This is a genomic window from Polynucleobacter meluiroseus (assembly GCF_900205755.1).
Classification (GTDB): Bacteria; Pseudomonadota; Gammaproteobacteria; order Burkholderiales; family Burkholderiaceae; genus Polynucleobacter; species Polynucleobacter meluiroseus.
Map to the genome: position 1 here is coordinate 434,029 of NZ_OANS01000001.1, position 26,102 is coordinate 460,130.

The 26,102-nt window shown below is 48.1% G+C and carries 23 protein-coding genes, 1 other RNA gene and 1 pseudogene; 20 read left to right on the forward strand and 5 right to left on the reverse strand.

Annotated elements, in window-relative coordinates:
• Positions 1-4 precede the first annotated feature (4 nt).
• Genes CP950_RS02265 through CP950_RS02280 form a run of 4 tightly spaced genes read left to right on the forward strand, consistent with a single transcriptional unit; the run spans position 5 to position 3,833 of the window.
• Positions 5-1,093, forward strand: coding sequence for a hemin-degrading factor (locus CP950_RS02265; protein WP_096672217.1), 1,089 nt, complete (start codon positions 5-7; stop codon positions 1,091-1,093).
• A gap of 25 nt (positions 1,094-1,118) precedes the next feature.
• Positions 1,119-1,988: a heme/hemin ABC transporter substrate-binding protein gene (locus CP950_RS02270; protein ID WP_165766396.1), complete on the forward strand. Its 870-nt coding sequence runs from the start codon at positions 1,119-1,121 to the stop codon at positions 1,986-1,988.
• 43 nt (positions 1,989-2,031) lie between these two features.
• Complete coding sequence (locus CP950_RS02275) at positions 2,032-3,051, forward strand: FecCD family ABC transporter permease (protein ID WP_243391891.1); 1,020 nt, start codon at positions 2,032-2,034, stop codon at positions 3,049-3,051.
• Positions 3,051-3,833: an ATP-binding cassette domain-containing protein gene (locus CP950_RS02280; protein ID WP_096672220.1), complete on the forward strand. Its 783-nt coding sequence runs from the start codon at positions 3,051-3,053 to the stop codon at positions 3,831-3,833. Before CP950_RS02275 ends, CP950_RS02280 begins: the two co-directional genes overlap by 1 nt.
• Before the next feature lie 53 nt (positions 3,834-3,886).
• On the opposite strand, the gene ssrA is transcribed toward CP950_RS02280, so the two are convergent.
• The 4 genes from ssrA to ompA all read right to left on the reverse strand — a co-directional run bounded on the left by ssrA (position 3,887) and on the right by ompA (position 6,371).
• Positions 3,887-4,245, reverse strand: a transfer-messenger RNA (tmRNA) gene (ssrA, locus tag CP950_RS02285).
• Positions 4,246-4,317: 72 nt separating this feature from the next.
• Positions 4,318-5,004, reverse strand: a complete 687-nt coding sequence (locus tag CP950_RS02290) for an HAD family hydrolase (RefSeq protein WP_096672221.1) — start codon at positions 5,002-5,004, stop codon at positions 4,318-4,320.
• Positions 5,001-5,690, reverse strand: a complete 690-nt coding sequence (ubiG, locus tag CP950_RS02295) for a bifunctional 2-polyprenyl-6-hydroxyphenol methylase/3-demethylubiquinol 3-O-methyltransferase UbiG (protein WP_096672222.1) — start codon at positions 5,688-5,690, stop codon at positions 5,001-5,003. The genes CP950_RS02290 and ubiG overlap by 4 nt, the downstream gene beginning before the upstream one ends.
• A gap of 99 nt (positions 5,691-5,789) precedes the next feature.
• Positions 5,790-6,371 (reverse strand): outer membrane protein OmpA, encoded by a 582-nt coding sequence (ompA, locus tag CP950_RS02300; protein ID WP_096672223.1) that lies wholly within the window; start codon positions 6,369-6,371, stop codon positions 5,790-5,792.
• 145 nt (positions 6,372-6,516) lie between these two features.
• On the opposite strand from ompA, the gene gyrA reads away from it, so the two are divergent.
• The 15 genes and pseudogenes from gyrA to cysM all read left to right on the forward strand — a co-directional run bounded on the left by gyrA (position 6,517) and on the right by cysM (position 23,846).
• A complete protein-coding gene (gyrA, locus tag CP950_RS02305) occupies positions 6,517-9,228 on the forward strand; it encodes a DNA gyrase subunit A (RefSeq protein ID WP_096672224.1) in 2,712 nt (903 codons plus the stop codon).
• Positions 9,229-9,259: 31 nt separating this feature from the next.
• Complete coding sequence (serC, locus tag CP950_RS02310) at positions 9,260-10,357, forward strand: 3-phosphoserine/phosphohydroxythreonine transaminase (protein ID WP_096672225.1); 1,098 nt, start codon at positions 9,260-9,262, stop codon at positions 10,355-10,357.
• Positions 10,357-11,439: a prephenate dehydratase gene (pheA, locus tag CP950_RS02315; protein ID WP_096672226.1), complete on the forward strand. Its 1,083-nt coding sequence runs from the start codon at positions 10,357-10,359 to the stop codon at positions 11,437-11,439. Before serC ends, pheA begins: the two co-directional genes overlap by 1 nt.
• A 17-nt stretch (positions 11,440-11,456) precedes the next feature.
• A complete protein-coding gene (hisC, locus tag CP950_RS02320; protein WP_096672227.1) occupies positions 11,457-12,584 on the forward strand; it encodes a histidinol-phosphate transaminase in 1,128 nt (375 codons plus the stop codon).
• Entirely contained in the window at positions 12,581-13,465 is an 885-nt protein-coding gene (locus tag CP950_RS02325; RefSeq protein ID WP_096672228.1) for a prephenate dehydrogenase, read from the forward strand. The genes hisC and CP950_RS02325 overlap by 4 nt, the downstream gene beginning before the upstream one ends.
• Positions 13,462-14,790: a 3-phosphoshikimate 1-carboxyvinyltransferase gene (aroA, locus tag CP950_RS02330; protein ID WP_096672229.1), complete on the forward strand. Its 1,329-nt coding sequence runs from the start codon at positions 13,462-13,464 to the stop codon at positions 14,788-14,790. Before CP950_RS02325 ends, aroA begins: the two co-directional genes overlap by 4 nt.
• 2 nt (positions 14,791-14,792) lie before the next feature.
• Positions 14,793-15,464, forward strand: a complete 672-nt coding sequence (cmk, locus tag CP950_RS02335) for a (d)CMP kinase (protein WP_096672230.1) — start codon at positions 14,793-14,795, stop codon at positions 15,462-15,464.
• Between the two features lie 135 nt (positions 15,465-15,599).
• A complete protein-coding gene (gene rpsA / locus CP950_RS02340) occupies positions 15,600-17,273 on the forward strand; it encodes a 30S ribosomal protein S1 (RefSeq protein ID WP_096672231.1) in 1,674 nt (557 codons plus the stop codon).
• A 52-nt stretch (positions 17,274-17,325) separates the two neighbouring features.
• Positions 17,326-17,664: pseudogene (locus tag CP950_RS02345) on the forward strand (integration host factor subunit beta); the annotation flags it as partial.
• Positions 17,665-17,730: 66 nt separating this feature from the next.
• Positions 17,731-18,942 carry a lipopolysaccharide assembly protein LapB gene (gene lapB, locus CP950_RS02350; RefSeq protein WP_096672233.1) on the forward strand — a complete coding sequence of 404 codons (1,212 nt, stop codon included), beginning with the start codon at positions 17,731-17,733 and terminating at the stop codon, positions 18,940-18,942.
• 72 nt (positions 18,943-19,014) lie between these two features.
• On the forward strand, positions 19,015-20,379 hold the full coding sequence (locus CP950_RS02355) for a UDP-glucose dehydrogenase family protein (protein WP_096672234.1): 1,365 nt from the start codon (positions 19,015-19,017) through the stop codon (positions 20,377-20,379).
• A 35-nt stretch (positions 20,380-20,414) separates the two neighbouring features.
• Positions 20,415-21,344, forward strand: coding sequence for a D-glycero-beta-D-manno-heptose-7-phosphate kinase (gene rfaE1 / locus CP950_RS02360; RefSeq protein WP_096672235.1), 930 nt, complete (start codon positions 20,415-20,417; stop codon positions 21,342-21,344).
• Complete coding sequence (rfaD, locus tag CP950_RS02365) at positions 21,341-22,360, forward strand: ADP-glyceromanno-heptose 6-epimerase (protein ID WP_096672236.1); 1,020 nt, start codon at positions 21,341-21,343, stop codon at positions 22,358-22,360. The genes rfaE1 and rfaD overlap by 4 nt, the downstream gene beginning before the upstream one ends.
• A 98-nt stretch (positions 22,361-22,458) precedes the next feature.
• Positions 22,459-22,893 carry a ComEA family DNA-binding protein gene (locus tag CP950_RS02370; RefSeq protein WP_243391892.1) on the forward strand — a complete coding sequence of 145 codons (435 nt, stop codon included), beginning with the start codon at positions 22,459-22,461 and terminating at the stop codon, positions 22,891-22,893.
• A gap of 41 nt (positions 22,894-22,934) precedes the next feature.
• Positions 22,935-23,846, forward strand: coding sequence for a cysteine synthase CysM (cysM, locus tag CP950_RS02375; protein ID WP_096672237.1), 912 nt, complete (start codon positions 22,935-22,937; stop codon positions 23,844-23,846).
• On the opposite strand, the gene CP950_RS02380 is transcribed toward cysM, so the two are convergent.
• On the reverse strand, positions 23,843-25,078 hold the full coding sequence (locus tag CP950_RS02380; RefSeq protein WP_096672238.1) for a lytic murein transglycosylase: 1,236 nt from the start codon (positions 25,076-25,078) through the stop codon (positions 23,843-23,845). The two genes, cysM and CP950_RS02380, sit on opposite strands and share 4 nt — an antisense overlap.
• A gap of 83 nt (positions 25,079-25,161) precedes the next feature.
• Here CP950_RS02380 and CP950_RS02385 point away from each other — a divergent pair, with 83 nt between their 5' ends.
• Positions 25,162-26,082: a histone deacetylase family protein gene (locus tag CP950_RS02385; RefSeq protein ID WP_096672239.1), complete on the forward strand. Its 921-nt coding sequence runs from the start codon at positions 25,162-25,164 to the stop codon at positions 26,080-26,082.
• Positions 26,083-26,102 lie beyond the last annotated feature (20 nt).

Consider the following 26,102-nt stretch of genomic DNA (forward strand, 5'->3'; position numbering starts at 1 on the left):
CGTGATGAATAAGTCTATTGAAACGATACGCCAATCTGTACGAGAGCTACGTCAGCAGGATCATTTACGTAATTGCGATATTGCCAAAAAGCTTCAGATTGCAGAGGGTGAATTAATCGCAGCTCATGTGGGCATTGAAAAGCTACCTTCAGTAATCGGTGAAATGCAGGTTATTCGACTGCAGCCAACTTGGCCCGAAATGATGACAAGAATAGAGCCATTAGGCGAGGTCATGGCGCTCACGCGTAATGAGGCTTGTGTGCACGAAAAAATTGGCTGTTATCTCAACGCTTCTTCCGAAGGTCATGTTGGGATTCTACTGGGGGAGATTGATCTGCGTATTTTTTATCATGCTTGGGCTCATGGATTTGCCGTGCATGAAATGAGTAAAGCGGGAATGAAGCGCAGCCTACAATTTTTTGATAAGACCGGTTGCGCCATTCATAAAATCTTCATGAGGCCTGAGAGTGATGTTCCTCAGTTTGAAAGCTTTGTAAGCCGCTTTAAAGGCGAGGATCAAACTCCCGGCGTTGCGATCAAGCCGGCGCCTGAATCTAAATCTGAGTTGGCCGATCATGAGATTGATGTAGTCGGTTTTCGGCAGGACTGGCGAGCTATGCAGGATACCCATGAGTTTTATGGCTTGCTCAAGAGGTATCAACTAAGCAGAACCCAAGCACTGCGCTTGGGTGAACCTGAGTTTATACAAGCGATACCGATCAGTTGCTGTAAGTCACTCTTAGAGTCCACGGCACAGAATGCCACACCTATTATGGCGTTTGTTGGAAACTCGGGAATGATTCAAATTCATTCGGGTCCGGTGAAGAAGGTCTTTCATTCGGGTAGCTGGATTAACGTGATGGACCCCCGCTTTAATCTTCATTTGCGTGAAGACTATATTAAAAGTGCTTGGGTTGTTCGTAAGCCTACTGTAGATGGAATAGTGACCTCGGTGGAGTTATTTGATGCCGAAGGTGAGTCCATTGTGATGTTCTTTGGAGAAAGAAAGCCAGGTAAGCCCGAACTCGAGAGTTGGCGCGCTCTAGTTGGTAATTTAATCACTGCATCTCAAATCGTAGCTGCTGATGCTTAGGCCGAATGCAATACGCAGAGAGTTAATGCTTCACTCCTTTACTGTGGCTAGCTCTTGGGCATTAATTCCATGCGCATTTGCGGATGGAAGACGGCCACAGGCAAAGGGGGTAATGCGCTTGATCAGTATCGGCGGGGCTTTGACTGAGATAATTTATGCCCTGCAGCAAGAGCAATATTTGTTGGGGGTAGACTCTACTTCGCTTTATCCACGTGCAGCGACGCTACTGCCGAATGTGGGGTATGCCAGAACCTTGTCTGCTGAGGGTATCCTGGCATTAAAGCCCACACAAATTATTGCCACTGAAGATGCTGGGCCACCTTTAGTTCTTCAGCAAGTCAAAGCGGCAGGAATTCCGATTGCTATTCTGAGGGCCAACTTTCAATTTCAAGGTGTTCTTGATCGAGTCAATCATGTCGGATCACTTTTAAAGAAAGAATCCTCTTCAAAACAGTTAGTTGAAAAATTGCATTCGGAATGGAAGGTAGCGCAGAACACGATTGATCAGAGTGCTACAGATAAACCGAGAGTCATGTTCATCCTGGCTCAAAATCCCTCGCAACTGCTGGTGAGCGGGATTAACACCAGTGCTGATGCAATGATTGCTTATGCCGGGGCCCAGAATTCGATTACCCAATTTTCTGGATATCGACCACTTACACCTGAAGCGGTTATTGCCGCCAATCCCCAAATTATCCTTTTAACAAATCAAGGCATGAGGGCCGTCGGCGGCATTGCTGGAGTGATGCAATTTCCGGGGTTAAGTCGAACGGATGCAGGTAGGCATAAAAAGATTATTTCAATGGAGGCAATGTATTTGTTGGGTTTTGGACCCCGCATGCCATTGGCAGTCGTTGAGCTGCATCGCCATTTGCACATGAGTCGCACTAGCTAGAGTGGGTGATTTTTAGGTAATGAATATGCTTTTGTTGTGTCAAATGAGTGTACTAGTTAAGCGCGTCCTAATATTACTGTCGTTAGTTGGCGCGGTTTTATTAGCTAGTCAATTTGGTGCGCTTAAGGTCAATTTCGATGATTGGGCATCTCCGTTTTTGAGTGGGCAATCATCGCAGTTAGGTAGCGCTTATGTTCTTTGGGAATTGCGTCTTCCAAGGGTGATTTTTTCTTTGGGTATTGGCGCCGCACTAGGTCTTTCCGGAGCCTTAACTCAAGCCTTGTTTCGTAATCCCCTTTCTGATCCTGGCTTACTTGGCGTATCCGCAGGGGCGGCCTGTGCTGTAGCACTGGGGATTGTATTTGCTGCTGATTTAAGCTTACCTATAAATGAGCATTGGAAAATGTGGACTACCCCGGCACTTGCTATTATTGGGGCAATCTTTGTTTGTTATCTATTGGATAGGATGGCACACTGGATTACTCCAGGCTCGATAGCGGGTTTACTGCTAACAGGCATCGCCCTAAATGCGCTTGCCGCGGCCATCATCGGTTTATGTACTTATTTAGCCACTGATGAGCAATTAAGAAGCTTAACCTTTTGGACTATGGGCTCACTCTCAGGATCTAATTGGAACTTAGTCATTGCTATTGCATTGCTGCTGCTTATGGCATGGTGGCGTTTAAGGGCGATGATTGCAGTGCTCAATGTATTGGCCTTGGGTGAATCTGTTGCAGCCCATGTAGGGGTGGAGGTAAGTCGATTACGAATAGAGATGATTATTTGGGTAGCGCTTCTCTCAGGCTTTGCAGTGTCTTGGTGCGGCATGATTGGCTTTATAGGTTTAATCGCGCCTAATTTTGCGAGAACCTGTCTCGGCGGCGATCAGAGAAAGGTAATTCCGGCGTCGATATTGTTAGGTGCGGTGCTGCTACTCGTGGCAGATACGCTTGCTAGAAGCGTGGCGATACCTGCTGAATTACCAGTTGGTATTTTTACTGCCTTACTGGGAGCGCCATTTTTCCTGCTCCTGTTGCGTAATTCAAGAAAACGAATTGCCTAATGCGTATTATTTTTGAGGCAAGATCAGCCCTGATTAAATTGGGGGAAAAATCGTTTGGACCCTTTAGCCTTCAGATTAAGGAGGGTGAGCGTATTGCGATCTTGGGCCCTAGCGGGGCGGGGAAGAGCACCTTGCTCAAGCTATTATCGGGCGAAATAAAACCGCACTTAGGTTCGCTGAGATTAAAAGGGATCAATCTTCATCGCTTGACTGCATTCGGGCTTAGTAGGGTTAGGGCTGTTCTACCCCAAGGAAGTGAGGTCGCATTTGGATTGCCGGTAGAAGTGGTGATTCGTATGGGACGCATTGCTTTGCCAGAAAACGCAAAGACTCAGGAGGTGATTATTGAAGCAGCGCGTTTGGCGTGTTGTGGTGGTTTATTAAAGCGCAACTTTGATACGCTTTCCGGAGGGGAAAAGGCCCGCGTTCAACTTGCGAGAGTCTTTGCGCAATTATCAGATGAAAAAAATGGCTGCATCTTTGTTGACGAGCCACTGGCCTCATTAGATCCAGGTTTACAAATCGACATCATGGCTGGCATGCAGCAATTTGCAAAAGAGCGAGGGCATGCGATAGTGGCGATCTTGCATGACATTAATCAAGCGCTGCAGCATTTTGACAGGCTGATATTAGTGAAAGAGGGCTCTGTTGTTGGTGATTATCCGACTGGCTACGATGTCGTTCCGCCGATCGAGAAGCTATACGATATCAAGCTCGATGTAGTTGATATATGTTCGGTCACCCCTTTGGTTTTTCCAAAAGCAAAAATATTTACTGGCTAGAAAGTAACAATGCCACCCCATAGGGTGGCATTGCACAATTACTTACATCAAAATGGTGGAGTCGGCGGGAATCGAACCCGCGTCCGCAAATCCTCCACAGCAAGTTCTACATACTTAGTCATATCATTTAATTTAGCCGGCTAGTCACAGACTGACATGTTCCACGCAGGCGATTCACTTGGTTTTCGTACTATTCCCCGTGACATGAAATAGTCTTATCTCTTGTAAATGACCCTGATGTAGCTTTCGCTACCTAACCCAAGAGAGAATCAGTTCAGGGGCAACCGCAATTAAGCGGCTAGTGCGAAACGTTCGTCGTTTGCAGTTATTACATTCCCATTGATTTACGAGATAACGGGTCCTCGGTATGCCCTTGATGCTTTGTAATCCACGTCGAAACCATGTCGACCCCAGATTGCTAACATTGGAGCTAGTATTTTAAGGCCGTCAGCCTTAAATTGCTGAATATCTTACGAATGTCTGATTAAGCCCTACTCGGGAAGATGATTTCTAGGAGCTCGCTAGGGTGCGTGACGAGGAAGTCTGCACCCCAGTTCTCAGGCAGCTCTTCGCATCCGCAGTAGCCGTAAGCTGCTGCTACGGTCTGCATTCCTGCAGACTTACCAGCATGAATATCCCGAATGTCGTCCCCTACATATAAGGATTTGCTGGGATCAACTTTGGCAAGCCGCGCGGCATGCAAGATGGGTTCAGGGTGGGGTTTAGAAAAGGGAGTAGTGTCGCCAGAAACTGTGCTCGCCGCCCTTTGACGCAAGCCCATTAAGTCGGTAAGGGGGTTTGTAAAGCGCTCGGCTTTATTGGTAATAATGCCCCAGGGCAGTTTTGCAGCGTCTAATCGGTCCAATAGCGCATCAACACCGGCAAATAGCACGCTATCGACTAGAAGAGCCTTTTCATAATTGAAGAGGAATTCATCGCGTAGGGCAAGGAATTCGGGGTGATCTGTATTGATCCCAAAAGCACCCAAAATCATACCTCTAGCACCCGCTGAAGCACGTGGGCGCAGAAGGTCGTAGGGTTTGAGCGGTAGATTGCGCTTTGCTAGCATTTGATTGGCGGCTGCCACTAAATCAGGCGCGGTATCCGCTAGGGTGCCATCTAAATCGAAAAACACACTATTAAAGGGGCTTAAAGAGGCCTCAGTGCTCATTTACGCACTGCAATCATGTAGTTCACATCCACATCATCACCTAGGCGATAAACCTCGGTAAAGGGGTTGTAAGTCATACCTTTGATGTCGAGCATCTCTAAGTCCACTTGACGTGTGAAAGTGACGAGTTCCGAAGGTTTAATAAATTTCGCATATTCGTGCGTACCTTTGGGAAGCATCCGAAGAAGGTATTCAGCGCCAATAATCGCAAATAGGTAGGACTTTGGATTGCGATTCAAAGTGCTAAAAAAGAGGGTGCCACCAGGTTTGCATAGCTTGGCACAGGCCCGCACAACGGATGCGGGATCGGGAACATGCTCAAGCATCTCCAAGCAGGTCACCACATCGAACTGACCAGCCTCTTCTTCCGCCAAATCTTCTGCGGAGATGGATCGGTAGGTAAGAGTCGCGCCAACCTCTAAAGCATGAAGCTCAGCAACCTTAAGCGCTTTATCGGACAAGTCAATACCGCAAACAATCGCCCCAGAATGAGCCATTGACTCCGCTAGGATGCCGCCACCACAGCCCACATCTAATACCTTCTTCCCCTCGATGTTAACAATGGACTTAATCCAATTGAGGCGTAAGGGATTGATGGCATGCAGGGGTTTGAATTCGCTGTGGGGATCCCACCAGCGACTGGCTAAGGCGCTAAATTTAGCAATTTCAGATTGATCGACGTTCATAGGGTCTTGACGCAACAAAAGCGTGTGAATTAGTGAACTACGAATATAGCGGAAATAAAAAAGCCCGGCAGAACCGGGCTTTTTTAATAGTAAAACGAATTACTTCATTGCAGCTGTACCAACAACTTCGATGTCAGTACGGCGGTTTTTAGCGCGGCCTTCAGCAGTTGCGTTGCTTGCAACTGGATTGCTCTTGCCTTTAGATTCTGTGTAGATACGGCTTGCATCAACACCCTTGCTAACCAAGTAAGCCTTTACAGACTGAGCGCGGCGCTGGCCAAGAGCCATGTTGTATTCAGCCGTACCAACGCTGTCGGTGTTACCAACAGCAACGATTACTTCTAACTTGATCTTGTTTAAGTCAGCAGCGATCTTGTCCAAAGTAGCTTTACCTTCTGGCTTCAATGTTGCTTTATCGAAGTCATACAAAGTGTCAGCTTGCAGGGTGATCTTGCTTTGGCTTACGCCTTGAGCTGCTGGGGCGGCTTTAGGACCGATCCAACCGTCGCAATTAGCAGCAGCAGTAGCTGGAGTCCAGCTGTTATCGCGCCAGCACAATGTGCCATCGCCATTTTTCCAGTTCAGGGCGCCGTCGCCGTTTTGCCAGTTATCAGAAGCCATTGCTGCGGATGCAGAAACAGTAATAACAGAAGCGATCAACACTTTTAGGGTTTTGTTCATTTTTAGTCCTCAAAAATCTCTTTTTTAATTAAAGTCAACTTAAATGTAGTTCGCCCTACCTTCAAAGCGACACATCTCAATTCCTTACAAACTGTCAGAATCTTAGCATAGGGGTCATCCTTCATCAAAATGATATTATTTCTAAATGGAACAAGCTGCTAAAGAAACACTACCAATATCCCTAGAAGACGAAATGCGGCGGTCCTATTTGGACTACGCTATGAGCGTCATAGTCGGCAGAGCCCTGCCAGACGTACGTGATGGCCTCAAACCGGTCCATCGCCGGGTCTTATTTGCGATGTATGAATTAAACAACGATTGGAATCGTGCTTACAAAAAATCTGCCCGTATAGTTGGCGATGTAATCGGTAAATACCATCCACATGGCGATTCTGCGGTGTATGACACGATTGTTCGTATGGCACAAGATTTCTCGTTGCGCTATATGTTGGTCGATGGCCAGGGTAACTTTGGCTCGGTAGACGGCGATAACGCGGCGGCCATGCGGTATACCGAAATTCGGTTACGCAAGATTGCGCACGACCTTTTGGCTGATCTGGATAAGGAAACAGTCGACTTTGGGCCCAACTACGACGGCAGCGAAAAAGAGCCGCTGATTCTGCCCGCCAAAGTACCTAATCTGTTAATTAACGGTAGCTCAGGCATTGCAGTTGGTATGGCCACCAATATTCCTCCCCATAATTTGGATGAAGTCATTGCCGCCTGTTTGCATGTATTGCACAACCCGGAGTGCACGATTGATGAGTTGATTGAGATTGTGCCGGCGCCAGATTTCCCAACAGCTGGAATCATTTATGGTGTGCAAGGTGTCAGAGAAGGCTACCGCACTGGTCGTGGCCGCGTCATCATGCGCGCAAAGACCCATTTTGAAGATTTAGATAAAGGCTCGCGTCAAGCAATCATCGTTGATGAGCTGCCGTATCAAGTAAATAAAAAGAACCTGCTTGAGCGAATTGCTGAGTTGGTGAATGAGAAAAAAGTAGAGGGCATTTCTGATCTGCGTGATGAATCGGATAAGTCAGGCATGCGGGTCGTGATTGAACTCAAACGGGGTGAAGTGCCTGAGGTGGTGCTAAACAATCTTTATAAGAGTACCCAGTTACAAGACAACTTCGGTATGAATATGGTGGCTTTGGTGGATAACCAGCCACGCCTCTTAAATCTCAAGCAGATGCTCGAGTATTTCTTGCAGCATCGCCGTGAAGTGGTTACCCGCCGTACGATTTTCGAATTACGTAAAGCGCGTGAACGCGGTCACGTATTAGAAGGTTTGGCTGTTGCTCTGGCTAATATTGATGACTTCATTGCCATCATTAAGGCAGCCGCTAATCCAGCAGATGCTAAGCAGGAGTTAATGGGGCAAGCATGGGATTCTTCTATGGTGCGCGAGATGTTGGCGCGGGCCGAAACAGACACTCCGGGTGGGCGTAACGCCTATCGCCCAGAGGGTCTTTTGCCTGAGTACGGCATGCAGACTACTGGTCTTTACCGCTTGTCTGATAGTCAGGCGCAAGAAATTCTACAGATGCGCTTACAGCGTTTGACTGGTCTTGAGCAAGACAAGATTGTGAATGAGTACAAAGAAGTCATGTCAGAGATTTCTGATTTACTCGACCTATTGGCTAAGCCTGAGCGTGTTACGCAAGTCATCGAAGCTGAACTGAAGGAAGTGCAAGCGGAGTTTGGTATTGCTGGTGGCGATAGCGGACGTCGTTCTTTCATTGAGATAAACGCCACTGAACTCTTCACCGAAGATTTAATTACGCCGCAAGACATGGTGGTGACACTCTCCAATACGGGTTATATGAAGAGCCAGCCCCTGAGCGAGTATCGGGCGCAAAAGCGTGGCGGCCGTGGTAAACAAGCCACGACCACGAAGAATGAGGATTGGATTGAAACCTTATTCGTTGCCAATACCCACGACATCATCCTGTGCTTCTCCGACCGCGGCCGCATGTATTGGCTTAAAGTCTGGGAAGTTCCTCAGGGCAGCCGTAATGCACGTGGCAAACCCATTGTGAATATGTTCCCCCTCATCGAGGGTGAAAAGATCACCGTGATCCTGCCAATCAAAGGCTACCAAGATGATCACTACGTCTTTATGGCGACAAGCTTAGGGACTGTCAAGAAAACCCGTTTATCGGATTTTTCTAATCCTCGTAAGGCAGGAATTATTGCGGTCGATTTAAATGAGAATGACTTTTTAGTTGGCGCTGCTGTTACGGATGGCAAGCACGATGTGATGTTATTTTCCGATGCAGGTAAAGCAGTACGCTTTGATGAAAATGATGTTCGCCCAATGGGTCGTACTGCCCGCGGTGTGCGCGGTATGAACTTAGGCGAAGGACATCAAGTGATTGCCATGTTAGTGGCGGTTGCAGAGATCGAAGGCCAACCTGCAGCCACCGTTGACGCTGAAGGTAATGCGATTCCAACGAGTGTATTGACTGCTACTGAAAATGGCTTTGGTAAGCGGACACCTATCGCGGAATACACCCGCCATGGGCGCGGCACCAAGGGCATGATTGCGATTCAGACCACGGAACGTAATGGTAAGGTGGTCGCCGCTTCTCTAGTTTCACCAGAAGATCAGATTATGTTGATTACAACGGGCGGAATTTTGGTGCGCACGCGGGTTTCTGAAATTCGTGAAATGGGCCGCGCTACTCAAGGCGTTACCTTGATCAACGTCGACGAAGGTACTCGTTTATCTGGTTTGCAACGCATTGCTGAGAGTGATGTAGAAGACGACAGTGAAATCGATTTAGAAGAAGATGGAGATATTGCAGCAGATCCAACGGTAGATAATAATTCTGATGAAGCAGGTGATGCCTAATTTGGCATCTTTACAGGATTAATTAATTATCATGACGTTTGAGCGCCGCATCTTTAATTTCTCAGCGGGGCCTTCGACCGTTCCCGAGGAGGTCCTCAAGCAGGCTCAAGCCGAGCTACTGAATTGGCATGGCCTCGGTACCAGCGTGATGGAAATCAGTCATCGCAGCAAAGATTTCATGGCAGTCTATGAAGAGGTCTTGCATGACTTGCGGACCCTGATGAATATCCCTGATTCTTACGAGATTTTATTGCTCCAGGGTGGCGGTATTGGTCAAAATGCAGGCATACCCATGAACTTAATGGCGCTTGGAAAAAATGGTCCGAAGGCCGACTTTCTGGTGACAGGTATTTGGTCTGAAAAATCCCGTCAGGAAGCAGAAAAATACGGAGTTGCTCACCTCGTAGCATCCTCTGCGACTGAGCAATTTAATACTATTCCAGCAAGAGACTCTTGGGATTTATCAGATGACGCAGCGTATCTTCATTACTGCTCAAATGAAACCATCGGGGGCGTAGAGTTTCCTGATACCCCAGAGGTCGGTGATCGATTGCTAGTGGCTGATATTTCCAGCAATATTCTTTCAAAAGAAATGGATATCTCCAAGGGCGCAGTTTGGTTTGGTGGTGCGCAAAAAAATATTGGCCCATCTGGTGTCACTATCGTGGTCGTCCGCAAAGACCTGCTTGGCCACAGTATGAAGATTACCCCCTCGATTTGGGATTGGGGTAAACAGGCTGCCAATCAATCCATGGTCAATACCCCGCCAACATTTTCTATCTATATGGCAGGCCTCGGATTTAAATGGCTCCTGAAACAAGGTGGAGTGAAGGTGATTGAACAGCGCAATCAAGAAAAAGCGAATCTTCTCTACGACTTCATAGATCAAAGCACTCTGTATGAGAACCGCGTAAACAAAGTTTATCGCTCCAGAATGAATGCGACCTTTTTCTTAAGGGATGAAAGCCTCAATGACGCCTTCTTGTCGCAGTCCAAAGCTGCCGGTTTGCTAGCCTTACGGGGTCATAAAGCGGCAGGTGGTATGCGTGCCAGCATTTATAACGCCATGCCTCTCGAGGGCGTGATAGCCTTAGTAGAATTCATGCGTGATTTTGAAAGACGTGCCTAATGCCTACTGAAGAAGAGCGCCTTGCGCCAATACGAGCAAAGATCGATACCTTAGATACGCAGATTTTAGATTTGCTATCCCAGCGTGCGCAAGCGGCGCAGGAAGTTGGTCATATAAAAGGTGGTTTTTCTTCACCGGTATTCAGGCCCGAGCGCGAGCGACAAGTGGTTGCGCGTTTGCAGGCCAGTAGTACGGGTCCATTGTTGCCTGATGGCATAGCATCGATTTGGCGTGAAGTGATGTCCGCCTGCAGAGCACTTGAAGCGCGTCAAACCATCGCCTTCTTAGGCCCCATTGGCACTTTTTCCGAGTTAGCCGCGCAAAAATACTTTGGCCATTCCATTGCCGGTTTGCCCTGCAATAGTCTCGATGAGGTATTTTCGGCAGTAGAAAAAGGGGCCGCTCAATTTGGCGTAGTGCCTGTTGAAAACTCGAGTGAGGGCGCCATCTCTCGCACGCTCGATTTATTGTTAGATTCCCCTTTGCACATCAGTGGTGAAGTTGTTCTACCTATTCGTCATCACCTGTTAACGAAAAATGGGAATTTAGAAGGGGTTACCTCTGTTTGTGCTCATGCCCAGGCATTAGCACAATGCCAACAATGGTTGAGTCAACATGCCCCCCATCTCAAGCGTCAAGCGGTCAGTAGTAATGCAGAAGCAGCGCGTATGGCAGCGGCAGATTCCAGTCTAGCCGCAATAGCGGGAGATCCCGCTCAGGTGGCTTACGATCTGCAGGCGGTTGCATCACAAATTCAGGATGACCCGCACAATCGCACACGCTTTGTAGTGATTGGTAGTTATCAATGCCAACCCACTGGACAAGACCAAACCTCTTTAGTCCTATCGGTAGATAACCGGCCGGGTGCCGTTTATCAACTCTTAGAGCCCCTTGCCAAGCACGGTGTTTCAATGAACCGCTTTGAGTCTCGCCCTGCTCGTAAGGGCACTTGGGAATACCATTTTTATATTGACGTAGCCGGGCACGCGGACGATAGCAAAGTCGCCAAGGCGCTAGAGGCATTGAAGGCAAGCGCAGCTTACTTTAAGAATTTAGGCTCTTATCCGCATTCTGCTTCTTAATCTGCAGGCAATTATTCATGACAAAGAAGTTAGGCCTTAAACATATTCAAGCCATTGCGCCTTATGTTGGCGGGCGACCCATTAGCGAGGTCGCACGGGAATACGGCCTTGACGAAAGTAAGATCGTGAAGTTGGCATCCAATGAGAATCCCTTGGGTATGCCAAAGTCTGCCCAGCAAGCCATGCTCAAAGCTGCTAACGAGCTGGGACGCTACCCCGACTCCAATGGTTTTGAATTAAAGCAAGTCTTATCCGCACGCTTAGGAGTGCCAACGGATTGGATCACCTTGGGCAATGGTAGTAACGATATTTTGGAGTTATCTGCCCGCGCAGTAGCGCAGATGGGTGATGAAATTATTTTTTCGCGCCATGCCTTCGCTGTTTACCCCTTAGCCTCGCAGTCTGTTGGGGCTAAAGCCATCGAAGTCGACCCAACTGCACAATTTGGACATGATCTGCCAGCGATGCTTAGGGCGGTGATTGCCTCAGGCGAAAAAGCAAAATTAGTATTTGTCGCTAACCCGAATAATCCCACTGGCAGTTATTTGTCTGCTCAAGAGATTGAAGACTTTTTAGTGGCGGTTCCACCTCACGTGGTGGTGGTTCTGGATGAAGCCTATAACGAATATTTAGCGCCTGAACAGCGTTACGACGCAATCGCTTGGGTGAAGCGTTTCCCAAACTTGATTTTGTCACGCAGCTTTTCTAAAGCCTATGGCTTGGCGGGCTTGCGAATAGGATACGGTGTAGCACAACCAGCTTTGACGGATTTACTTAATCGTATTCGTCAGCCATTTAATGTCAACAGCCTAGCCCAAGCAGCCGCAGTTGCCGCATTACAAGATGAAGCTTTTTTGCAGCAGGGCTATGAACTCAACCGTGCTGGTTTGGCGCAGTTGACCCAGGCGTTTGATGAACTTCATTTACCTTATCTACCCTCAGCTGGCAATTTTGTCTTGGTTAAGGTGGGCGATGATGATGGCGCGGGTGCGCAGATGAACTTGGCATTACTCAGGCGCGGAATCATTGTGCGCCCAGTGGGTAACTATGGTCTGCCTCAGTGGCTACGTATCTCCATTGGTTTGCCAGAGGAAAATGCTGCTTTTATTCAAGCACTGCGTGACATTGTGAGTTCAACGAAATGACAAACATCGCTGCTAAAAATCAATACGGTACTGTCGCCATTGTGGGTGTGGGTTTAATTGGTGCCTCTCTTGGTTTAGCCCTAAAGCAAGCTGGCATCGTACAACGTGTTTTGGGAGTGGGGCGTAGTCAAGCGAATTTAGATCAGGCGCTACAGATGGGTGCGATTGATCAAGTGGTGGATTTAATCGAAGCAGCCAAACAGTCTGATGTGATTGTGTTGTGTGTTCCCGTTGCTCAGATGCGTGCCGCCTTCATCACTATTGAGCCTTACCTTGAACCCAAAACCATGCTCACGGATGCTGGAAGCACCAAAGGCGATGTGATTTTGGCAGCTAAAGAAGTGCTGGGTAAGAAGGTGTGTCAATTTGTGCCTGCCCATCCGATTGCGGGTGGAGCACAACACGGTGCGAGTGCCGCAAGAGCCGATTTATTTCAGGGCAAGCAAACCATTATTTGTCCGCTGCAAGAAAATTCTGCACAAGATATCGATTTAATCGAAGGCTTTTGGCAGGCGGTTGGCGCTCATGTCAAAAAGATTTCTGCTGTCCAGCACGATGCTATATACGCGGCGGTATCCCATTTACCTCACCTGCTTGCGTACTCCTTAATGGTGAGCGTGCTCAACTCTGAGGATGGCGAGCAGAAGTTACAGCATGTGGGTGCTGGCTTTAAGGATTTCACGCGCATTGCTGCCTCTAGCCCAGAAATGTGGCGTGATATCTGCTTAGGTAATCGCACGGCCATTCTGCAAGAGTTGGATCAGTACATGGCGATTCTGGGGCATCTGCGCCAATTGATTGCAGATAACAATGCTTCTGGGCTTGAGAAAATGTTTACTAAAGCCAGCCAGGCACGCAATACTTTGGGCTCGAAGGAATGAGTGTTAGTGAGTTTGTCGAGCTGGGCCCCCTTACCCGAGCGGAGGGATCTATTCATTTGCCGGGCTCCAAAAGTATTTCTAATCGTGTCTTGTTGCTGGCCGCACTTTCCGCTGGCACGACAACGCTACACAATCTCTTGGATGCAGATGACACGCAGGTGATGCGCAATGCTTTGCGTGCATTGGGCGTGAGCGTGACTGATCATGCGGATCAAACTTGTGTGGTGAACGGTTGTGGCGGAGTATTTCCGGTGCGCTCGGCTGATCTCTTTATGGGCAATGCGGGTACGGCCATTCGTCCATTAACAGCCGCATTGGCAATGCAGGGCGGCGATTACCGCTTATCCGGTGTGGCTCGTATGCACGAGCGACCTATTCGGGATTTGGTGGATGGGCTGCGTCAAGTTGGCGCCCAGATTACTTATGAGTTGCAAGAGGGCTATCCGCCCATTGTGATTTCTGCAGCGCAGATTCAGATTAAAGAGGTCGTCAAAGTACGCGGTGATGTCTCAAGCCAATTCTTGACCGCTTTACTCATGGCCTTACCATTGGTCGCTGACCAGCCAATCCGTATTGAGGTGGTCGGTGAGCTGATCTCAAAACCCTATATCGATATTACGTTGAAGTTGATGGCACGCTTTGGAGTGATTGTTGCTTGCCCAGATTCGCAATCCTTCATTATCCCGCAAAAGACTTCATCAGTGGTGTATGAAAGTCCAGGTAGCTTAGCCGTTGAAGGTGATGCCTCTTCAGCTTCTTATTTTTTAGCTCTCGGCGCAATTGGCAAAGGCCCTCTGCGAGTATTAGGCGTGGGTAGAGACAGCATTCAAGGCGATGTCGCATTCGCTGATGCGCTGGGATTGATGGGCGCTAAGGTGTTATCGGGACCCGATTGGATTGAAGTGACTGGCGTGAACAATGCCAATGGCAGGCTTAACGGCATCACCTTGGACTGCACTGCTATTCCTGATGCAGCGATGACCTTAGCGGTTTTGGCTTTATTTGCCGAAGGAAAAACTCGACTCAATCAAATCGCTAGTTGGCGTGTGAAAGAAACCGATCGCATTGCGGCAATGGCTAAGGAGTTGCGTAAGGTTGGTGCACTCGTAGAAGAGGGTGCTGACTATATTGAGATCGAAGCGCCACAGACTCTTTCGGGCTGGCAAGTACCAGTTGAGGGAATCGATACCTATGATGATCATCGCATGGCGATGTGTTTTTCTTTAGCAGCTTTTGGCCCAAATGCCTTAAAAATTAATGACCCAAGCTGTGTCGCTAAAACCTTTCCGAGCTATTTCACTGAATTTAATGCGGTAGTAGCCTGAGTATGGGTGATGTATTCCTACCCCCTGTGATTGCTATTGATGGTCCAACTGCGTCTGGCAAGGGCACCGTTGCCTCACTAGTCGCTGAAAAGTTGGGCTTTCACTATCTGGACAGCGGCGCGCTTTATCGCTTGGTGGCCCTCGCAAGTAAAAAAGAGGGCATAGATCCTCATCATCCCCAAGAATTAGGGGATTTGACTCAAAAACTGCTGATTTCCTTCAAAAATGGACTGATTTTGCTCAATTCTGAAGATGTCACTGAAGCCATTCGTACGGAAGACATTGGATTATTGGCATCGACTATTGCCGTTCATCCAGAGGTCAGGCAGGCTTTGGTTGGGGTCCAGCATGGATTTAGGGTCTCCCCAGGCTTGGTAGCGGATGGTAGAGACATGGCGAGCGTGATCTTTCCGGATGCGATCCTCAAGGTTTTCCTGACCGCCAGTGTCGCTGCCAGAGCAGAACGTCGGTATAAGCAATTGATAGCTAAGGGAATTCCTGCTAAACTAACAAACTTGCTGGAAGATTTACAGGAGCGCGATGCCAGAGACAGTAGTCGAGGCGCAGCACCCTTGGTAGTAGCGGACGGCGCGCTAGTGCTTGAAACCTCGGAATTATCGATTGATCAAGCAGTGCAAGCAGTTTTAGATTGGTATCAAGCAAAAAACCCTTGATACCGAGTGGTAGCAGTAAAGTAGTAGTTTTGGTGTCTTTGGAAACTCTACAACGCGATTATCTAATTTAGCGTGTTTCTAAGGGCTTTTTTAATCTAACCCGTCGGGCCTTCTGACGGCACAAAGTGAACATACATGTCTGAATCATTTGCAGAATTATTTGAAGAATCATTAACCCGATCGAATATGAAGACCGGCCAAGTTATTTCGGCTGAAGTCCTTCGCATCGACCATAACTTCGTCGTTGTTAACGCTGGCTTGAAGTCTGAAGCGTTTATTCCTGTTGAAGAATTCCATAACGACGCTGGCGAGATTGAAGTTGCTCCTGGCGATTTCGTTTCTGTCGCAATCGATGCCCTCGAAAACGGCTATGGCGATACCATCTTATCCCGTGATAAAGCGAAGCGCTTGGCATCATGGATGAACCTAGAAAAGGCGCTCGAGCAAGCTGAAATCGTTACCGGTACTGTTACTGGCAAGGTTAAAGGCGGCTTGACTGTCATGGTTAATGGTATCCGCGCATTCTTGCCTGGATCATTGGTTGATACACGCCCAATTAAAGACACCAGCCCTTACGAAGGTAAGACGATGGAGTTCAAGGTTATCAAGCTGGATCGTAAGCGCAATAACGTCGTGTTATCACGCCGCGCAGTGGTTGAAGCTAGCCAAGGCGAAGAGCGCGCCAAGTTGATGTCTAACCTCAAAGAAGGTAGCGTTGTTCAAGGTATCGTGAAGAACATTACTGACTACGGCGCGTTCGTAGACCTCGGTGGCATTGATGGCCTCTTGCATATTACCGATTTGGCATGGCGTCGTGTGCGTCATCCAAGCGAGATGTTGACAGTTGGTCAAGAAGTCACCGCGAAGATTTTGAAGTTCGATCAAGAGAAGAACCGTGTTTCACTTGGCGTGAAGCAGCTGGGTGATGATCCATGGGTCGGTATTGCACGTCGTTACCCACCAAATACCCGTTTATTCGGCAAAGTAACCAACCTGACTGACTACGGCGCGTTCGTTGAAATCGAGAGCGGTATCGAAGGTTTGGTACACGTTTCCGAAATGGATTGGACCAACAAGAACGTTGCTCCAAGTAAGGCGATGGCATTGGGAACCGAAGTTGAAGTCATGGTTTTGGATATTGATGAAGACAAGCGTCGTATTAGCTTGGGCGTCAAACAGTGCAAAGCAAATCCATGGGAAGAATTCTCACGTGCTCAGCAAAAAGGCGACAAGTTGACTGGCGCCATCAAGTCGATTACCGACTTTGGCGTTTTCATTGGCTTGCCTGGCGGTATCGATGGTTTGGTACACCTCTCCGACATCTCATGGAATGAGCCTGGCGAAGAAGCAGTGAAGAAATACAAAAAAGGTGATGAAGTTGAGGCAACCGTGTTGGCAATTGATGTTGAGAAAGAGCGTATCTCGCTTGGTATCAAGCAGTTGTCTGGCGACCCATTCAACAACTACACATCTGTAAGTGATAAAGGTAGTCTCGTAACAGGAACTGTTAAAGCAGTCGATGCTAAAGGCGCCACCATTCACTTGGCTGATGAAGTAGAAGCGTACTTGCGTGCCTCTGAGATCTCCACAGATCGCGTTGAAGATGCTCGCAATGTATTGAAAGAAGGCGACAGCGTTACAGCGATGATTATTAATATCGATCGTAAGTCACGTGTGATCAATCTTTCAATCAAAGCAAAAGACAGCTCTGACCAACAAGATGCTATGAGCAAACTCCAAGGTGATGCGCAGTCCGGCACAACCAACTTGGGCGCTTTGTTAAAAGCAAAGATGGACAATCAAGGCTAAATCAATATCGCCGCCCTCCAATGGGAGGGCGGTGGTTTTGTATTGAAAGATCATGTCAGATCAAGAGCAACAAGCAATCACGCGCTCCGAATTAGTGGAGGGCTTAGCGGAGCAGTTCCCGCAGCTTCTTCCTAGGGATGTGGAGTTGGCCGTGAAGACTTTATTAGATACCATGATCCATGCGCTCGCCCAAGGCAAGCGTATTGAGTTGCGTGGAGTAGGTAGCTTTGTTTTGCATCATCGTTCTGCACGTACTGGCCGCAATCCAAAATCAGGTGAGAAGGTACTGATCCCTGAAAAACGTGTGCCTCATTTCAAGCCCGGTAAAGAGTTGCGTGAACGGGTTGATTACAAGCCGTTAAAACAAGCGGGCCCCAAAGAGGGTTCCGGTGCCTAGATATTTAGCGCTGAAGCAGTGGTCCACTTGGGCCATTTTTTTATTCAAGTCCACTAAAGCATGATTCATCTTGCTACTTCCTGGCTACTCGTCTTACCAGTGCTCTTTGGCTTAGGTTGGCTAGCTTCGCGTTGGGACTTGCGTCTTGAGAATCGTATGGATGAGTTGGAGAGACTGCGTCAACAGCGCTCCACATTTAAAGGTCTGAGCCTTTTACTGAATGAGCAACCCGATCAGGCAATTGAAACCTTGGTCAAGATCGCCCAATTGGATCCAGAAACCATTGAACTGCATTTTGCTTTAGGAAATTTATTTCGCCGTCGTGGTGAAACCGAGCGTGCTATTCGGGTGCATCAACATTTGGCCGAGCGCGATGATCTTAAGCCGCGCGATCGTAATCGCGCAGCTTATGAATTGGGACGTGATTTCTTACGGGCTGGCTTGCTGGACCGTGCGGAGGCTTCATTAAATCGAGTTGGTGAGGGGAAGTTTGCAGCGCCTGCGAAAGAAAGCCTGCTGGAAATGTATCAGGTTGAACGCGACTGGAAAAAAGCCATCGTTGCCGCGCATGAGTTAGAGGCTTTGCAGCAGAAGTCACATCAAACTGAGATAGCTCAGTTTTACTGCGAGTTGGGGCAAGAAGCATTACAAAGCAATAACCTAGCTGAGTTAGATGCTGCGATAAAGCAGGCGCTAGTGGCGATTCCGAATCATGCTCGTGCATTGATTTTGCAGGGGGATTACTTGGTTGCGCTAGGCCGTCCCGCTGAAGCTATTGAAGCTTGGGGAATCATTGCACAAACCCACCCTGCTTATATGCACTTATTGGCGGATCGCTGGATGGCGGCACATACCGCCCTGAACAAAGCAGATGAGGGCTTATCTCGCCTCTGCCCTTTATTGAAAACTCAGGCCTCTGGTGAGTTACTAGATATCGTGCAAAAGCACATGACCCAGATTCGGGGTCCGCAGGCTGCCGAGGTGATGCTGGTAGAGGTGATGCAATATTCACCGAGCTTGAGTGCTTTATCTAAGCTTGCTGAAACCCGCTTAGCATTAGCGAACGACCACGGTTCAGCCGAAAGAATTTCTGACTTAAAGGCAACGTTGAGCCTCTTAAAGCAGCGCACTACCAGTTTGGCTCGCTATACCTGCAATAACTGTGGCTTTCGGGCGCGACGTTTTTATTGGCAATGTCCTGGCTGCAGTCATTGGGAGGCATATTCTCCGAGGCGGAGTGAGGGTGCCGTTCCAAGCGGCCCATCGATGTAGTTATAGTATTCAATTTGTCATGTAACTTAGTTGTAATAAAACCATCAAAATGCATCAATCTTCGGAGTCATTATGAAAGTCACCATTATCGGTAGTGGATACGTCGGTTTAGTTACTGGCGCTTGTCTTGCGGAGCAAGGCAACAATGTGTTCTGTTTAGACTTGGACCCTAAAAAAATCGAGATTCTGAATTCAGGTGGTGTGCCAATCTATGAGCCAGGTCTCAAAGAGATGATTGAGCGTAATCGCGCTGCAGGACGTTTGCATTTCTCTACCGATATTGCCGCCTCAGTAGCCCATGGCGATATTCAGTTTATTGCTGTTGGCACTCCTCCTGATGAAGATGGCTCGGCCGATTTGCAGTATGTCGTAGCGGCAGCACGTAATATCGGGCGTAACATGACCACGGCTAAAGTGATTGTGGATAAGTCGACCGTGCCTGTTGGCACTGCGGATAAGGTCACTGCCGCGATTAAAGAAGAGTTGGTCAAGCGCAAGATTGATCCAGAACTTTGCTCTGTAGTTTCAAACCCTGAGTTCCTGAAAGAAGGCGCTGCAGTAGAAGACTTTATGCGCCCAGATCGCATTGTGATTGGCACGGAGAGCTCGCCAGCTGGCCTGCATGCCAAAGAAGAGATGCGCAAGCTCTACGCCCCTTTTAATCGTCATCATGAGCGTACCTATTACATGGATGTCAAAAGCGCCGAACTTACTAAGTACGCCGCTAATGCAATGCTAGCGACCCGTATCTCATTTATGAATGAGTTGGCCAATTTGGCCGACTTAGTAGGCGCCGATATTGAAGCAGTCCGCCAAGGGATCGGTTCAGATTCTCGCATTGGTTATGGCTTTTTATATTCTGGTACCGGTTACGGTGGCTCTTGCTTCCCTAAAGATGTTTCTGCTTTATCTAAAACCGCGATTGAGTATGGCCGTGATCTGAAGATTCTTGATGCCGTTGAAGCAGTCAATGAGGCGCAAAAGTACACCTTGGTGGAAAAGATTGAAAAGCGTTTTGGCAAAGACCTAGCAGGTAAGAAGTTTGCTCTTTGGGGTCTAGCTTTTAAGCCCAACACCGACGATATGCGCGAAGCGCCAAGCCGTGTCATCATTCAGGAGTTAGTCAAGCGCGGCGCCCAAGTGGTCGCCTACGATCCCGTTGCCATGAACGAAGCGCGCCATTGCCTCGATGTCGACTTTAAGGGTAATCCTGCAGGTTTAAAGCAAGTCACTTTAGTAGATGACTACATGGTAGCAATTGACGATTGTGACGCACTCGTGATTGTCACAGAGTGGAAAGCATTTAGAAGTCCGGACTTTGAGGTGGTTAAGCAAAAGCTGAAGCATCCTATTATTTTTGATGGCCGTAACCTCTACGAGCCACAAGCCATGACTGAATTGGGTATTGAGTACCAAGGTATTGGCCGTCATAATTAAGCCTAGAAACAAAGATTAGAAAGATCGTTCCCATTTTGGAAAAAGCGAACCGCGAACAATTCTCCCAAGCCCGCTTATTAGTAGTGGGCGATGTCATGCTTGACCGTTATTGGTTTGGCGATACCCACCGCATTTCTCCTGAAGCACCTGTGCCGGTTGTACAGGTTGCTAAGGTAGAAGAGCGTTTAGGTGGCGCTGCTAACGTAGCCCGTAATGTGGCCGCGCTAGGGGCTCAAACCACTATATTGGGTGTGGTGGGTGATGATGATTCAGGTCAACGCGTTGAACAATTACTGCAATCGAGTGGCGTTCAAAGTCATTTAGAAATTGATTCCAAAGTACCTACGACAGTAAAGTTGCGCGTGATTGCGCGTCAGCAGCAATTGATCCGTTTAGACTTTGAAGAGATTCCGAGTGAAGCTGCCTTGGCTCATAAGCTTGAGCGCTATGAAAAACTGGTTGGTGATAGCGATGTAGTGATTTTGTCGGATTACGGCAAAGGAGCCTTGGGTCAAGTGGCTTTAATGATTCAGCAGGCAAGTGCTCAGAATAAGATCATCTTAGTAGACCCCAAAGGCGACGACTATGCTAAATATCGCGGCGCCACCGTACTCACTCCTAACCGTAGCGAGTTGCGTCAAGTTGTAGGCAATTGGTCTACCGAAGAAGAGTTGACTCACAAAGCCCAAGAGCTTCGCCGCTCTCTTGACTTAAAGGCTTTATTACTCACACGCTCCGAAGAAGGCATGAGTTTATTTACTGACGCTGGCGTAAGTCACGTCAAAGCCCAAGCGCGTGAAGTCTTTGATGTATCTGGCGCTGGCGATACCGTGATCGCTACTTTGGCGGTTGCCCTAGCAGCCCAATGGCCGTTAGAAAAAGCGATGGCATTAGCCAATCGCGCTGGCGGCATTGTTGTCGGTAAATTAGGAACAGCGACTGTAAGCTCAGAGGAATTGCAATGACCATTATCGTAACTGGAGCGGCCGGCTTTATTGGTGCCAATATCGTGCAGGCTCTCAACGCCCGTGGCGAGAAAAATATCATTGCGGTCGATGATCTACGTCCTGCTGATAAATATCGCAATTTAGCGGATCTCGACATCATTGACTATCTTGATAAAGATGAGTTCTTGCAAGCATTTAAGAGTGGTCGTTTTGGTAAGGTGCAGGCTGTTTTTCATGAAGGAGCCTGTTCTGACACGATGGAGACTGATGGCATTTACATGATGGCCAACAACTATCGCTATTCCATGGATTTGCTTGATATCTGCACTGCTCAGAAGGTTCAATTGCTCTACGCCTCATCTGCCGCGACTTATGGCGGCTCTGATACTTTTGTAGAGAGCCGTGAGTGTGAGAAGCCTCTCAATATTTATGGCTACTCCAAGTTTTTGTTCGATCAGGTGATGCGCAAACGCTTTGTTGAAAACGCCAATACCGCTCAGGTGGTTGGCTTCCGTTACTTTAATGTTTACGGACCACGTGAGTCTCACAAGGGTCGTATGGCCTCGGTGGCCTTTCATCAATACCATCAGTACAAAAAAGACGGACTCGTCAAATTGTTTGGTGAGTATGGTGGTTACGAAGCGGGTCAGCAAAGCCGTGACTTTGTTTCTGTAGAAGATGTTGTCAAGGTAAACCTTTTCTTCTTAGATCACCCGCAAGTGAGCGGCATCTTTAATCTTGGTAGTGGTCAAGCTCAACCATTTAATGATGTTGCACACGCGGTTGTGAATGCCTTGCGCAAGCAAGATGGTGCTAATTCATTGGGCATAGATGAGTTAGTGAACATCAAGGCTGTGGAGTACATACCCTTTCCAGAAGCGCTTAAAGGAAAGTATCAATGCTTTACTCAGGCCGACTTAACTAAACTACGGGCAGCTGGTTATGCGGAGCCCTTCCTGAATGTGGAGCAGGGTGTCAGCCGTTATATTGACTGGCTATCAGCCAATGCGGATTATTTAGCCAACCCACTCTAAGCACTTTAAAGCAGTCAACCCCAACCGTTTTCCTTCGTTATGAATGATCCATGCGCATTAACTGCGTGTGGATTTTTTTATTTATCAAAGGAGAATAAATGGTTCAATTTTTTAAGAAAAGTAGTTTTAAGAGCTTGATGAAGGCTTGCGCTTTCACCAGTTTATTAGCATTAGGCAGTGTTAATTTTTCTATAGCAAGCGCATCGCCAGTGAATGTCAATACGGCTACTCAGTCCGAGCTGGAGAGTATTAAAGGGATTGGTCCAGCAAAAGCGAAAACAATCCTTGCAGAGCGTTCTGACGGCGGCCATTTTCAAGATGCCAATGACCTCCAAAAGCGGGTACGCGGCATTGGCATGAAATCCGTTGAAAAGATGGTCGACAATGGTTTGACCATTGAGGCGCCAAGCTCCTACCGTGAACCAAACGGACGCACCAATAAAGAGGGCTCAGGTGCTAGTAGACGTGGATCGCGTAATCAAGGCGGCTCGCGCCATCAGGCAGATCGTACGGGACCAGCTCGTCGAAATTAAGCGTTTGTATGTATGACCCTGCTTATGGCTAAAATGGTCTTATGAGCACACCCTCCTACTTAACCATTGCACAAACTGTGGGCAACACGCCCTTAGTTCGATTACAACGCATTCCGGGTTTAGAGAACAACAGTAAAAATAATGTGATCCTGGGAAAGATGGAGGGTAACAATCCTGCAGGGTCGGTGAAAGATCGACCCGCGCTGTCCATGATCATGCGTGCCCAAGAGCGCGGTGAAATTAAACCTGGCGACACTTTAATTGAAGCTACCAGCGGTAACACTGGCATTGCATTGGCAATGACTGCTGCAATGTTGGGCTACAAAATGTTACTCGTCATGCCAGAAAATCAAAGTATTGAGCGCCGTCAAAGCATGGCTGCCTATGGTGCCGAACTGATTTTGACTGCAGCTTCTGGCGGCATGGAATTTGCGCGTGACTATGCAATGCAATTGCAAAAGCAGGGTAAAGGTAGATTGCTTGATCAGTTTGCTAATCCTGATAATCCTCGCGCACACTTGGAAACAACTGGGCCGGAGATTTGGCGGGATACCGACGGTCAAGTGACGCATTTCGTATCGTCCATGGGGACCACTGGCACGATTACTGGTGTCTCTACCTATCTCAAGTCGATGAATCCCGCCATTCAGATTATTGGGGTGCAGCCCGAAGAGGGCTCGCAGATTCCGGGTATTCGTAAGTGGGCACCTGAATATTTGCCCAAAATCTATCAAGGAGATGCGATTGACCGGATTGAATACGTTTCTCAGGCAGATGCTGAAGAGATGGCTCGGCGCCTAGCTTCCGAGGAGGGCATTTTCTGCGGCATCTCCGCTGGTGGAGCCTTGGTAGTCGCCTTGCGTATTGCCCGCCAAGTAGAAAATGCAACGATCGTATTTATTGTGTGTGACCGAGGTGATCGCTATTTATCGACCGGGGTTTTTCCTGCCTAAGTAGGCCGCTTCTTTTTTGGTGGCGCCAGTTTCTTGGGCTTTTCCGAAGCGGGGGTCAATGTCGGTACCGCGCTTACATTTTTAAATCCTAAAGCTTCGGCAAATTCAGCAACACTTTGCGCGTAAAAGTAACTTCGGTTGTATTGCACAATCGTCAAGAAGTTATTTAAACCCACTAGGTAGCGCACTTGTTCTATTCCATCTTGATCTACATAAGGCAAGTCCACTATTAAAGCCTTGCTCTGAGGGGCTACTCCCCCCGCTTGTAAGTCACCTTGTGCTGGTTTAAGAATCCCCCGCTGAATCAGATCTTCAACAGTTTGTTTAAGTTGAGGCTCGCCATCTGCCAGAGATTTTGTCGCTGAAAGACTATCTTCTTGGACTGGGAAATAAATAGGCATCCCAGGTTGCCAGCCATGTTTTTTGAGGAAGCTACCAACGCTGGCAATCGCATCCTTGGGACTCTTTTTGAGATCAATGCGCCCATTGCCATCGCCATCGACAGCATATTGTCGAATACTACTGGGCATAAATTGGGGTAATCCAATGGCACCTGCATATGAGCTATTTTGGTTTAGGCAGGCATTGAGGTAACTCGTATTTAGGCCTTGAATCTGATTATTGGCAGGCAAACTACCGCCAGCTTCAGACCAACACAGCAAGACTAATTCTTGCAGTTCCTTTTTGAATAACTGTTCACGACTTGTCTTATTGGGGGTATCTGGATAGCTGAATGCTAGGGTCGATAGGACATCTTTAACTCTAAAGTTCCCCAGTTGTCGTCCGTAAATAGTCTCGATCCCGATGATGGCAACAATCACCTCAGCAGGCACACCAGACTCTTGCTCAACTTGTTGTAGGTAGGCCCTATTTTCATCCCAGAAGGCCTTACCAGCCTTAATACGGATGGGTTCAATAAAGCGTTTGCGATACGCAGTCCAATTCTTTTTAAACGTCACAGATGGGGGTAATACCAATTTGCGAATCGACGGAATCGTTTTAGTATCCAAGAAGCTAGCCTCAAGTATGGGTAGCGGAATTCCTTGATCTTGCGAGACCTGCTTCAGAAGCTGATTGAGGTTCTGATAAAAAAGCACTTCGGAGCTTGTATCCTCAGCTTGGCTTGAAATGGATTCGTTTGGAGTATTTTTAGGTGTTGGGGCACTACCGCAAGCGCTTAAGAATAGAGCCAGCAACAATAAGAGCAGGTAACGGAAGGCTTGAAAATTCATAAGTAGTAGTGTCGTTATTGGGCGTTAAACTGAGCGCGTTTGATTATTTAATAGCATCGTATATCTATTCAGAAAGCAGTGTCATGACTACAGGATACATAACGCACTCCGATTTCCTCAAACATGAGATGGGTAGCCACCATCCAGAGTGTCCAGAGCGAATCCAAGCAATCAATGATCAGCTGATTAGAAGCGGTGTGGACGGCTTTTTACAGCATTTAGAAGCGCCATTAGCCACAGAAGACCAGTTGGAATTAGTGCATAGCCCCGAGCATGTTGCGTTTGTTAAGGAGTGCTCTCCAAGTAACGGATATCACATGCTGGATGGCGACACGATTATGAATCCATATACATGGCAGGCATCTCTACGTGCAGCTGGCGCTGCTATTGCGGGAGTGGATGCGGTGATGAAGGGTGAGGTGGAAAATGTATTTTGTGCAGTACGCCCACCGGGTCACCACGCGGAGCCAACCCGCTCAATGGGTTTTTGCGTTTTCGATAACGTCGCCATCGCTGCTCGCTATGCAATGGAACAATATGGGATTGAGCGGGTTGCGATTATTGATTTTGATGTTCATCACGGCAATGGCACTGAGGCAGCTTTTTTTAACGACCCCAATGTCTTAATGTGCAGCTTCTTTCAGCATCCGTTTTACCCCTACAGCGGTCTTGATGGCGCTACCAATATGGTGAATGTGCCCTTGCCTGCCACGACACGTGGTGATGTGGTGCGCTCTATTGTCGAAGAACAATGGCTGCCGCGCCTCAGGGATTTTGAGCCGCAGCTGATCATTATTTCTGCTGGGTTTGACGCCCACCGCGAGGATGACCTCGGTCAAATGGGGCTGGTAGAGGATGACTACGTCTGGATGACTAAGCGCTTAAAAGAAGTTGCCAATGACTATGCGCAAGGTAGGATCGTAAGCTGCCTTGAGGGGGGTTACAACCTGTCTGCCTTAGGGCGCAGCGTCGTTGCTCACGTCAAAGCGCTGGCAGATATTTAGCTAGGCAATCAGTCAACCGC